The organism is Klebsiella sp. KPN54798 (assembly GCF_021184225.1).
GTDB classification, from domain to species: Bacteria; Pseudomonadota; Gammaproteobacteria; order Enterobacterales; family Enterobacteriaceae; genus Klebsiella; species Klebsiella pneumoniae.
In genome coordinates, this window is the sequence record NZ_CP089234.1 from 1920722 (window position 1) to 1932750 (window position 12029).

A 12029-nucleotide genomic window follows, 5' to 3' on the forward strand; every position below is an offset into this window, starting at 1 on the left:
ACCACCCCGGAGGGGTGGTGCGGGGAACGGATGTTACCGTAAAAGAGTTGCGTTAATTCATGTTAACTACCACTACCGGAACTGGATGTTGCGCTGTTATAACCACTACCGCTACCATTCCAGCTTGGCCCGATGAGTACAGGGATGGGGACATTTACAGGACCATGGTCAATTAATCCTTGCCCTACAGTTTGTAATGCACCTCCCGCGGCCCCCAAAGCTGCTGATCCTAATCCGCCAGGAGCGCCAAGAGCAGCACCCCATGCCATATTATTTCCAAGGTCGTTTAGAAGTTGAGTATTTGGATCGGTCTCTCCTGCACCAAAAGCAAGATTTAAGTCCTTTTGACTAATTTCTCTCATTCTTAGCTCCATTTATTGTAAGTATCACTACGTTAATTGCTATTGCAATTAACGTAGAAATAAAGCAAAAGAGGTAGAATTTGTCAAATATACCGTAACTTCCCACCAGATACACTTTTGTTAATGGATATAAAAAACAAATAAAAAAAGTTAGTAAAATCAGAACAATAACTTTGTTTCGCGTTCTCTGCGGATAGAATTTACTACGTGAAATGATACAGAACGCCATGACTGAAAAGAAAACAGGAGAAAATCCAAATGAAAGTAATGTCATAAGTTTTATCCGTTAACTGAAGCGCATTGATTCATTTTATTATTAAGGAATTCTAATTAGACGTCAACTACCTTAATTGGGCATCAAGTCGGCGCTTGATACGCATGTGTTTATGCTGCAGGGAGCAAGTAACATGCTTCTCTCAAAGAGTTTAGTCTACAAAATTCATGGGGAGGTTCATGACTTACCTTTGAGCACCTTTTCTATCAGTCTTTTATGTAACCTGTGTCAGGCATAATTATTCACCAGAATTAAGGATATTGACAGTAAGGTTTTGCAGGAGCATCTTATAGATGAGAATCAGTTAGTTGCATATATACTATGGCCTTCAACTGAACTTCCTGTGGAGGCGAAGTAAGGATTTTGTTCAGAGGTTGGCGTCTTAAAGCCACGACGAAGTAATCCTCTCGTTGTTTCCAGAGTGATGTGTTTTTCTGATGAGTGGATTAAGTTCCTAAAACGGAGAAGGATTTTCTTGTGCGTATTCTCTTTATTGGCCCTCCTTTGTATGGGCTGTTATACCCGGTAATTTCTCTGGCTCAGGCTTTTCGTGTGAACGGACATGAAGTAGTGGTTGCCAGTGCAGGTAAATTCACGCATAAAGCGGCAGATGCTGGTCTGGTTGTTTTTGATGCCGCACCAGGACTGGATTCAGAAGCGGGTTATCGCCATCAGGAGGAGCTGAGAAAGAAAAGTAACACTGTGGGGCATTTCTCTTTTTTCAGTGATGAGATGGCTGACCGTCTCGTTGATTTTGCAGGACAATGGCATCCGGATTTAATCGTTTACCCCCCACTTGGTTTAGCCGGACCGCTGATTGCCGCTAAATATGGGATCCCATCGGTCATGCAGACGGTTGGATTTGCCCATACTTCTGCCCACATCCAGATGGTAACTCGTTCTCTGGGAAATGCTTACAGGCGTCATGGTGTCAGTGGCCCGCCGCGTGATCTTGCATGGATTGATGTCACACCTCCGAGTATGAGCATTCTTAAAAATGATGGTGAGCCTGTTATTTCCATGAGGTATGTGCCCTACAATGGAGGTGCTGTCCGGGAGCCGTGGTGGGACAGAGCACCGGGAAGAAAACGTCTGTTGATCAGCCTTGGTACAGTCAAACCAATGGTGGACGGGCTGGATTTGATATCATGGGTGATGGATTCTGCAAATGAGGTGGAAGCTGACATTATTCTGCAACTGGCGATGAATGCCCGTGCAGGATTGCGAAAATTGCCATCAAATGTGCGTCTGGTAGAGTGGATCCCTATGGGGGTATTTCTCAACGGCGCTGATGGATTTATTCATCATGGCGGTGCGGGTAATACCCTGACAGCCCTGTATAACGGGATACCGCAGATTGTGTTTGGTGAAGGTGCTGATCGCCCTGTGAATGCAAAAGCAGTTGCTGAGCGTGGATGTGGGATCATTCCTGGCGACCATGGCCTGACCAGTGATTTGGTGAATACCTTTCTTTATGATGATTCACTTCGCTTATGTTCAGCACAGGTTGCAGCTGAAATGGCTGAACAACCCAGCCCTGCTGAGATCGCTGGTGTTCTGGTAGCGAAACTGAAAACCATCTGGCAATAATTGTATAACACTGCTGAAATTATTCACGAAAGCTGCCAAAGTAAATAGAAAGTCCTTCATCATATGAGTGAAGGACATTACTGAGTGGGAAATGAACATGAAATAATGTAGCAGAAAGGGTTACCAGAACGGTGAAATTATTGCCGACAGGGCATTACTCTCTGGTATCTGCTCACGATTACACATCTGATAATCCATCGATAATTGCTCCACGCCACCAGGCATAATCATGACCTCCGGTATAGACAGAAAGTTTACTTTTCAAACCACTGGCGAGCAACGATTGGTGTAACTGCTGAACATGAGGGACTGTAGCACCTTCCAGAGAACCGACCCCCATCTGAATATTTACATCTTTCGGAAGCGCAGAAAGTACCTGTTTACTTACCCAGGAGGTATCATTCTCCGTAAACATGAGAGGAGTGTTTCTGTCGGGACTCCACCACATTGAAGGGGAGTGGCTGATTACTGTGCCAAATATATCCGGTGCATATAAGGCCGCCATCAGCGCGGTGACACCGCCAAGGCTTTGTCCGGCCAGTATGGTATTCGAGCGACCTGCCCATACGATATCAGGATAATCCTTATACAATCGGGGGATTAAATTTCCTGCGATATCGAGAATGAGTTCTTTGTTACCCCCAGAATATTCACACGATCAGATTCATTAATATTGTCTATTCCAAGGATCGCCATCGGCGCAATACGTCCAGTAGTAATGGCTATGTCTATTGCCCGGGTAATACCTATACGGTCAAACCATGTTTCTGCATCAGGTAATACTAGTAATCCCAGAGGAACTGACGTTGGATACCCGGGAAATATAAACGAATCTGGCGTTGGTGTCCCGCAACAAAAGAATATGATGTTGAAAGGACGCCGGAACAGGTGTGGGAAGTATCATCCCACTCCGTTTGTCCAGGAGCCAGATCAAGAGAAAGGACTGATTCCCCGAATCCTCGTATATTTATTTCTGATGTTTTGTTAAACGGGTCAGGTTGGCCGGGTAACGGTGAGAAGCGACCTCCAAGCTGAGAAATATCTTCTTGCGGCATTTCCGGTGGAATTTCTATAAACGAGTATGAACCACGATATGAAGCAGGTAACTCCAGAGTCAGTGTCCAGATATTCGTCGAAGGGATATGAGTCATAAGTCCTTTTTTGACATCTCTTTTATCTGTAACACGGTTCAGGCGAAGATATACGCCTTGTAGCACTTCTTCTGAACGCCACAGAAATGTGACCTCCCGATTTTCTGTGTTGCTGCTGCTTTTTGTCATCAGGGGAAGAGCAGCAGATTCAACTTCGCGCCAGAAATGAGTGATATCCATGGATGGATTTGTGGACAACTGTGCACATATTCTTGATTCCGTACAGATATCATCAAGACTTCTGGATGGATGATTCCTCATAAATGGCATACCTTGTAGACAAAAATTATATATTATAAGGATGATGAGAAGCTCTCTTAGCTATGAAAGAGGATTCACTTCCCGTTTACATACCGCTGGTTGGCGTACCTGGGCCCCTGCAGGCACCATTTGCGTCAATATAGCTTCCTGTGCCCGTGCCGCGTTGATTTGTTATATTAGCAGAGCCGCGTAGCCCATCAAAATTTAACCATTCCTTAACAAAATTAAGCCTGCTACCCATGATTTCTCTCATCAATTAATCTCCTGATTATTGTCACTTACCTGTTTATTTTAAATCACATTCACTTGTTATAGCAGAATCTAACTCATTATTGAAATTGCTTTTTGTTAACACATCTCATATTTTTATATTTATTAAAAAGAAAGTCAATATTTTCTAACCTCTGGTAACAAAGGAAATACACGGAATAAAGTTTAGCCTCATTCGGTAATGCACTATTTTCATTATGCCCATAAATATATTATTGGGATTGTCGGACAGAAGAATGTGGTTGTGTTTTTTTACCCTCCTTCTGTTGTCCTACAAGAGTATTCATACCGATAGGAAAATAAGGTTCCTTTTCAGGGCCTTGTTTAATGGTTTTAATTTCTGATGAATGAGCGCTCAATGTTAGAATTACTATAAAAGTTACCATAATCTTTTTGGCAACGAGTATATTGGTTATCACTTCCTGAACTGCGAGGGAAGTTCAGATATGTAAACAGTTTTCTTTATTATAAATTTTAAGTTTGGTTGCTCTGAATACAGACTGGCCACAATAGATCGTAAATGAATTTATTGTGGCAGATATATATTGTCACCTTTTGTTATTGTAACAGAGGAAACATTTTAATAAGCAAAATGCATTTTGATAACAGGGAGCATAACAACAAAAGAAACAGTTATCAGCATCGCTAAAAAAAACTCTGTATTTGTTCCATGACGAAACACCTGATAGATGAATGAAATACCAGCAAGGATAGTGCTGGAATAAATACAAAGAAATTTTGGCGAGTCTAAAGCGGAACTGCCAGGAAGTGCAAATGAAGTAAGAAGACCAATACCTAATATAAATAAGGGTATTTTGTCTAAATAGAGAAAAATCATAGCAATATCTCCCAAAAATGTTTAACTTCCGCTGGAAGAAGAATTTGATGGTGAACTAAAGGAATCATAGATAAAAGCACCACCATAGGCACCTGCCGCAGCACCTGCAACAAACCCGACAACAGTTCCGACAGGTCCGGCCAAACTCCCAACTGTAGCCCCCATTTGTGCTCCGGCCCATCCCCCTGCGGCTGCACCTGCTGTACCTCCTGCTACCGCTCCAGCCACTGCTGCATCACCTCGATCTGCGCCGGATACTGCAAAAAATTCATTTTCTGTCAGTGCTCTCATTCATCATCTCCTCACCGTTAAGATGTCCAGTTTTGACATTATTCCCACAGTTTGCTCAGAATGAGCAGGTTAACATCTTCAATCCTTAAGTGACCTCTGGGTCGATACCAGTGTATGGCAGAAAGATACTGCTTTTTTGTTATAGGTCATGACCGCAGCCGCAGCAACTTTCACAACCGCATCCACAAATATAATTATCATCCCCATACTCTCGTTTATCCTGGGCTGAATCTATCTGCATAATATGCTGGTTGCATTCTGTATCCGCAATATCCTGATATTCAGAAACAGTATTTCCTGTCCGGATGGAATAATTAGCTTTTAATGCTGTGTTTTCTGGGGATGGCAGGGGCTGGGGGGAATAGAGGAGAGTGAGGAAATCACCATCCTCTTTACTCACCTCTGTTACCTGCTGATGTTGGACTTCATTTACATTATTAATGCTTATGTTTTTTGTTTTTTTGTGAGCTTTGTTGCCATTCATTTCAGTCTCCCATCAGTTAACTACCATTAATAGTAGTTAACATAATCAGTACGTAACCAATTCTTAGGCCAGGGCGGCCCCAACCAAACCCCGTATGCTGAGTGAGCACATTGGTATATATACATCAAAAAAAATTAACATTTGACTTCGTGTGTCTAATATGTCAGCTTTGTAAGTAAAAGTAAATAACAATCATTCTCTTCTTTGTGAGGTAAGTGAAATGGTGTTTGCTACAGACCTGGTGGCGGCAGATGACGGGTTAAGAACAACGTTGCTGGCTTTGATCATGACCGCCACATTGCTCGAGTATTCTTTGTCAATGTTCTGAGCTTTTGTAACCAGAAAGAAATCTTATGCGATCTTATTCCGTATAGGATCCCTTGTTTTTATTGGTGTTGGGTTACACAACTGATTTGGGTATGCAAAAAAGGATGAAGCCTTTCCGGAGTCAGCGACTCCTCAGGCCATGGTAACGGAGAAATACAGTCAAATGAACCAGCTATGTTCGCTTGCTGAACTGAATGACAACCTGGTGCCCTTCACTGCCCGACGGATAACCTCTTCGTTGATTTGGTGTGCTGAAAATGTCCGAAATACAGAAGTATTACTAAAAGCATGCAGCTATATAATAGATCCGGTCAGTTCAGCTTCTGCCAAAACATTCCACGCAGAGCGCTATGGTGGAAGTGGTATTCAGCGTAATGGCGGTGGCGCACGTTGTGGATTTGATGGTAACTATCAGGTTAAAGGCATGGGAGCCAATCCTTTAGTCGGTGTAGGGACTGACGGACGTCATTCTAACGGCGCACTCGGTGCCATTCATGCAATCTATGAGGCTTTATGGGGAGAGGTACTGGCGCAAATATTACCCTATAGTGCTGTGCGGGTTCAGGCAGTTTTACTTACCAATCTCTATACCGACAAAGCATTTGATCGCTCCCATGGGAAATCCCGACGAGCCCTGTTGGTGCGCGACCCCGTGGTTCGCCCGGCGCATTTTGAACGCGCGCCTTACTTCCGGGCTAAGCCGGAATATGCTGGTCAGTTAATTCATGATGCCCGTCGGGTCAGGTCCGTGATCCGCATGCTGCCAGGTAATTTACCTGTACCATCAGAAGGGTTTAGTGGAGAAGCCCGACGTAATCCCCGGATTTATTGTATTGAGGGGTTATGTGAACTGGCCCGCCGTGAAGCATGGCAGATGGCATTTTGTCGTACACGTTTCCTGAGATTGACGACTTCTCCTTCTAATATTGCGATGGATGGCCGGTTAATGGATTTTAACGGGCTCAGCTGTTTGTTCCCGGGAGATTACCCTGACAATTTTGGACACCAGTTCAGACTTGCCGAACTGGTGAAAGAACCGATGGTACTGATACAGGGGCTGTCCGATCTCTGTTTGTACATCGGAAAATACATGTTTGACCCTGATTTCACACTGGTGTCTCGTCTGAAGGTTGAGGAGACCTTTCAGAAAACTTTCCATGAAGCATGCTATTACTGTTATCTGGAACAGCTGGGTATCCCCACAGAGTTTCTACCACAGGAAGGGATACCGGATACGTTGAAACAACTGGTCAACAGCCTCGTTGTACTTGTCAATAAACGCAGCGACCGATTGTGCTGTCCAGATACAGCCTGTGGAGATGATTCACCACTGCAAAGCCTGGTGGTGGAACTGATTCGGCAGAGCCAGGCCCAAACCCACCCATTGGATAATGACGCTGAGCATGATGTTCATTTTACCGAAGCACAACTGTGTTTTTCCCGGGCTATCCACTGGCTGACGCAGGACAGTATCAGACGTCAGATCAATGTTTCATCCCTCCTGAAAGAAATGGAAAACCATGCCAGGAAGAGGCTGCAACCCAGAAAATGGCTGGGAAAGGCGTGTCTGTCTGAGGAGATTGCCTCTCTTCTGGATGAACACAGCGATAACCCCTATTACCTGCGGGAGGCATTTTCTGATATGGGAACCCGAATGCAGGCATTTTCCAGAGAAGCCTTCGGCCATGTAAACCCTGTCAGAATTGCGGTGTAAAATATAAGGATAATGACAATGATGTCGCATATACGAGAATCCATCAGGGGCAGAGAGGAATGGACCGTCTATGAGCAGATTGGTTTTGCAGTCAGTTGCATGCTTCATAACCGTAACTACAGTCTGTATCCGGTGTTAACCATTCAATACTGGACTGAATATGCGATACAGCACAATCAGATAAAGTTCCTGTTTGATTCGCGCGGATTTCCACTGGCGTATATTACCTGGGCGTATCTTGAGGCAGATACGGAAGCACGCCTGCTCAACGATCCGGAGTTCAGACTACATCCTTCTGAATGGGATGAAGATGGAAGGATCTGGATCCTGGATTTCTGTTGTAAGCCCGGCTTTGGCCGAAAGGCCATTGAGCGTTTATTTCAGCTTCGCCCGTGGGGGGAGGGAGAAGTGCGCTGGCTGAGCAGGAGGAAGAAAATCATGACATTTCGGCCCATGCGGCGACATAAAATGCCGATGGCCCCGGAGACACAGAAAGAACTTTGAATACCGGAGGCGAAATGTACCCCGGTATCATTTTGATGGAACGCTGCATTTTCGGAGTTTTGAATATGCCTGTTCGGATGAGTTCTGAAGGTATGACAGGAAACGTGTGAGTAAGGACATATATTTTGTTTCGTCAGGATGCGTTAGAAAACAGAAGAATGAAATGGCGGGGACGGGCAATTTTACTTCCCGGGATACCGCTCTGGTTAACCATGCTGGGAAGCATTGCGTTTATCACGGCATTTCTGACGTTCGTTATAGCTGGCACCTATAGCCGTCGTGTCAATGTCAGTGGTGAGGTCACGACCTGGCCGCGAGCCGTCAATATATACTCCGGTGTGCAGGGGTTTGTAGTCAGGCAGTTTGTACATGAAGGTCAGTCGATAAAAAAAGGTGATCCGATTTACCAGATTGACGTCAGTAAAAGCACACGCAGTGGCGTTGTCACCGATAATCAGCGCAGGGATATCGAAAACCAGCTGGTTCGAGTGGACAACATCATTTCCCGTCTGGAAGAAAGTAAAAAAATTACGCTGAATACGCTGGAAAAGCAACATCTGCAATACAGCGATGCGTTCCGTCGCTCATCAGATATTATACGGCGGGCAGAGGAAGGGATAAAGATAATGAAGAACAACATGGAGAATTACAGAAACTACCAGTTAAAAGGGCTGATTAATAAAGATCAGTTAACTAACCAGGTGGCATTATATTATCAGCAACAAAATAATCTTCTCAGCCTGAGCGGACAAAATGAACAGAATGCCCTGCAGATAACCAGTCTGGAGAGCCAGATCCAGACTCAGGCTGCGGATTTTGATAACCGTATCTATCAGATGGAACTGCAACGGTACGAGTTGCAAAAAGAGCTGATTGATACTGATGTGGGGGGGGAAATCATTATCCGTGCTTTGTCTGACGGGAAAGTTGACTCTCTGAGTGTCACTGTCGGGCAAATGGTCAATGCCGGAGACAGTCTCCTGCAGGTAATCCCTGAAAATATCGAAAACTACTACCTTATTCTCTGGGTCCCTAATGATGCTGTTCCTTATATTTCGGCAGGAGATAAAGTGAACATTCGTTATGAAGCCTTTCCGGCAGAAAAATTTGGTCAGTTCTCTGCTACGGTGAAAACCATATCCAGAACGCCAGCCTCAACGCAGGAAATGCTGACCTACAAGGGGGCACCTCAAAATACGCTGGGCACTTCTGTTCCCTGGTATAAGGTCATCGTTAAACCTGAAAAACAGATTATTTCTTATGGCGGGAAATCTCTCCCTCTTGAGAATGGGATGAAAGCTGAAAGCACACTATTCCTAGAAAAAAGGCGTATTTACCAGTGGATGCTTTCTCCTTTCTATGACATGAAACACAGTGCAACAGGGCCGATCGATGAGTAACGGGAATGTCAGACGAATGATAAATCAGCTTGATATGCGCTGGCGACGTCGGGTTCCGGTTATTCATCAGACGGAGACCTCGGAGTGTGGACTGGCCTGTCTGGCAATGATATGTGGACATTTTGGCAAGAATATTGACCTGATATCCCTTCGGAGGAAGTTTAATCTTTCTGCCCGTGGGGCAAACCTTGCGGGAATAAATAGTATAGCGGAACAGCTGGGGATGGTAACCCGGGCACTTTCGCTGGAGCTGGATGAACTTGGTGCGCTCAAAACGCCATGTATTCTCCACTGGGATTTCAGCCATTTTGTTGTACTGGTCAGCGTAAAGCGTAACCGTTATGTACTGCATGATCCGGCCAGAGGCAGAAGAAATGTCGGACTGGAGGAAATGACCCGGTATTTTACCGGAGTTGCGCTTGAGGTCTGGCCAGGCAGTGAATTTTCGGAGGAGACCACGCAGAATCGAATTCAACTACGTTCTCTTATTAACAGCATTTACGGTATTAAAAGTACACTGGCGAAAATCTTCTGTCTGTCGGTTGTGATTGAAGCTATCAATCTCGTAATGCCTGTGGGTACTCAACTGGTTATGGATCATGCGATTCCGGCGGGTGACAGAGGGCTGCTTACACTCATTTCTGCTGGCCTTATGTTCTTTATACTGCTAAGGGCAGCTACGGGTATGCTCCGTGCATGGTCCTCGCTGGTCATGGGCACGCTCATCAATGTTCAGTGGCAGTCGGGTCTGTTTAACCATCTGCTCAGGCTACCGCTGGCATATTTTGAACGTCGCAAATTAGGTGATATCCAGTCGCGTTTTGGCTCCCTTGATACCCTGAGAGCCACCTTCACCACCAGTGTGGTGGGGGCCATTATGGACAGTATTATGGTGGTGGGTGTTTTCGTGATGATGCTGTTATATGGAGGGTATCTTACATGGATAGTTCTCGGGTTTACCACGGTTTACGTTCTGATTCGTCTGGTGACATACGGCTATTACCGGCAGATATCGGAGGAAACGCTGGTCAGGGGAGCCAGAGCCAGTTCCTATTTTATGGAAACCCTGTATGGCATCGCCACTGTAAAAATTCAGGGCATGGCTGAACGGCGGGGAACGCACTGGCTTAACCTGAAAATTGATGCCATCAATTCAGGCATTAAGTTAACCAAAATGGATTTGTTCTTTGGCGGGATAAATACTTTTGTTGCAGCCTGTGACCAGGTGGCTATTTTATGGCTGGGAACCAGCCTTGTGATCGATAATCAGATGACAATAGGGATGTTTGTGGCGTTTGGTTCTTTCCGTGGGCAGTTTTCGGATCGGGTTGCCTCTCTGACCAACTTTCTTTTGCAACTGAGAATGATGAGTCTGCATAATGAGCGTATTGCTGATATCGCACTGCATGAAAAGGAAGAGAAAAAACCTGAATTAGATATTGTTGCTGATATGACCCCGGTCTCACTGGAAACCACTGATTTAAGTTACCGGTATGACAGCCAGTCAGCGCCGGTGTTCAGTGGTCTGTACCTGTCAGTGACTCCCGGAGAGAGTGTGGCCATAACCGGTACATCCGGTGCCGGAAAAACCACGTTAATGAAAGTATTATGTGGGTTGTTTGAACCTGATAGCGGAAAAGTACTGGTGAATGGTACGGATATCCGGCAGCTGGGGATAAATAATTATCACCGGATGATTGCCTGCGTGATGCAGGATGACCGGTTGTTTTCAGGGTCCATCAGAGAGAATATTTGTGGGTTCTCTGAAGAAATGGACGAGGCCTGGATGATCGAGTGTGCCAGGGCCAGTTATATTCATGATGTGATAATGAAAATGCCGATGGGATATGAAACCCTGATTGGTGAGCTGGGTGAAGGGCTTTCCGGAGGGCAAAAGCAACGTATTTTTATTGCCAGAGCTCTGTACCGTAGACCTGGAATATTATTTATGGATGAGGCTACCAGTTCACTCGATACAGAAAGTGAACGCTTTGTGAATGTAGCGATAAGGAATATGAATATCACGAGAGTGATTATCGCACACAGGGAGACAACGCTGAGGACTGTCGACCGAACTATTTCGATTTAAACTTCATTTGTTTGGACTGATATTATCTTGTAAGGAGGTTTTAGTGAAGGAAGGAGGATATAGTAAAAAGGTGGATATAAAAACAACCATAATTGCTTTTGTTATCAATTATCTGTTTTTTTATATACCAGTGTCATTATATCTTAGTTATTATTATGGATATGATTTTTTCAATTTGTATATGTTGTTTTTATCTCTTGCAATTACGTCATTATCACTGTGGTTAAATGTAAGATTTTATTTTTTTACAGATTTAATAACAAAGGTGTTAAAATGAGAAAATTATCTGAAAACGAGATTAAGCAAGTATCCGGAGGAGATGGGAATGATGGTCAGGCAGAGTTAATCGCTATCGGTGCAATTGCGGGTACGTTCCTTAGTCCCGGAATTGGATCTATAGCTGGAGCTTATGTCCAATGGAGCCTAGCATTGGAGTGGCGGTCGGCTCTGTAGTTGGTGCATTTTGTTATGGAA

The 12029-nt window shown here is 44.6% G+C and carries 8 protein-coding genes and 2 pseudogenes; 6 read left to right on the forward strand and 4 right to left on the reverse strand.

Annotated features, from left to right (window positions below; genetic code table 11):
* Positions 1–62: 62 nt before the first annotated feature.
* A complete protein-coding gene (mceA, locus tag LPQ25_RS09110) occupies positions 63–362 on the reverse strand; it encodes a microcin E492 (RefSeq protein WP_071785591.1) in 300 nt (99 codons plus the stop codon).
* Positions 363–1113: 751 nt separating this feature from the next.
* Here mceA and LPQ25_RS09115 point away from each other — a divergent pair.
* On the forward strand, positions 1114–2226 hold the full coding sequence (locus LPQ25_RS09115) for a nucleotide disphospho-sugar-binding domain-containing protein (protein ID WP_004890934.1): 1113 nt from the start codon (positions 1114–1116) through the stop codon (positions 2224–2226).
* A 178-nt stretch (positions 2227–2404) separates the two neighbouring features.
* Here LPQ25_RS09115 and LPQ25_RS09120 read toward each other — a convergent pair.
* The 3 genes and pseudogenes from LPQ25_RS09120 to LPQ25_RS09130 form a co-directional block, all read right to left on the reverse strand.
* Positions 2405–3638: pseudogene (locus LPQ25_RS09120) on the reverse strand (alpha/beta hydrolase-fold protein).
* A gap of 1129 nt (positions 3639–4767) precedes the next feature.
* Positions 4768–5037, reverse strand: coding sequence for a hypothetical protein (locus LPQ25_RS09125; protein ID WP_153244917.1), 270 nt, complete (start codon positions 5035–5037; stop codon positions 4768–4770).
* A 139-nt stretch (positions 5038–5176) separates the two neighbouring features.
* Entirely contained in the window at positions 5177–5521 is a 345-nt protein-coding gene (locus LPQ25_RS09130) for a protein MceE (protein ID WP_023287807.1), read from the reverse strand.
* 490 nt (positions 5522–6011) lie between these two features.
* Between LPQ25_RS09130 and LPQ25_RS09135 the strand changes: the two genes are divergently transcribed.
* The 5 genes and pseudogenes from LPQ25_RS09135 to LPQ25_RS27395 form a co-directional block, all read left to right on the forward strand.
* Positions 6012–7562 carry a hypothetical protein gene (locus tag LPQ25_RS09135; RefSeq protein ID WP_014907292.1) on the forward strand — a complete coding sequence of 517 codons (1551 nt, stop codon included), beginning with the start codon at positions 6012–6014 and terminating at the stop codon, positions 7560–7562.
* 21 nt (positions 7563–7583) lie between these two features.
* Positions 7584–8066, forward strand: a complete 483-nt coding sequence (locus LPQ25_RS09140; protein WP_048264765.1) for a toxin-activating lysine-acyltransferase — start codon at positions 7584–7586, stop codon at positions 8064–8066.
* 125 nt (positions 8067–8191) lie between these two features.
* The gene (locus tag LPQ25_RS09145; protein ID WP_004890948.1) at positions 8192–9466 is read left to right on the forward strand and encodes an HlyD family secretion protein; all 1275 of its coding nucleotides are present in this window, start codon (positions 8192–8194) and stop codon (positions 9464–9466) included.
* Positions 9459–11555, forward strand: a complete 2097-nt coding sequence (locus tag LPQ25_RS09150; protein ID WP_004890951.1) for a microcin H47 export transporter peptidase/ATP-binding subunit MchF — start codon at positions 9459–9461, stop codon at positions 11553–11555. Before LPQ25_RS09145 ends, LPQ25_RS09150 begins: the two co-directional genes overlap by 8 nt.
* 273 nt (positions 11556–11828) lie before the next feature.
* Positions 11829–11969, forward strand: a pseudogene (locus tag LPQ25_RS27395) (microcin McmA); the annotation flags it as partial.
* Positions 11970–12029 lie beyond the last annotated feature (60 nt).

Excerpts from the sequence above, each read along its gene's own strand:
- mceA (WP_071785591.1), bottom strand. The coding sequence starts at position 362 with ATGAGAGAAATTAGTCAAAAGGACTTAAATCTTGCTTTTGGTGCAGGA.
- LPQ25_RS09125 (WP_153244917.1), bottom strand. The coding sequence starts at position 5,037 with ATGAGAGCACTGACAGAAAATGAATTTTTTGCAGTATCCGGCGCAGAT.
- LPQ25_RS09130 (WP_023287807.1), bottom strand. The coding sequence starts at position 5,521 with ATGAATGGCAACAAAGCTCACAAAAAAACAAAAAACATAAGCATTAAT.
- LPQ25_RS09135 (WP_014907292.1), top strand. The coding sequence starts at position 6,012 with ATGAACCAGCTATGTTCGCTTGCTGAACTGAATGACAACCTGGTGCCC.
- LPQ25_RS09140 (WP_048264765.1), top strand. The coding sequence starts at position 7,584 with ATGTCGCATATACGAGAATCCATCAGGGGCAGAGAGGAATGGACCGTC.
- LPQ25_RS09150 (WP_004890951.1), top strand. The coding sequence starts at position 9,459 with ATGAGTAACGGGAATGTCAGACGAATGATAAATCAGCTTGATATGCGC.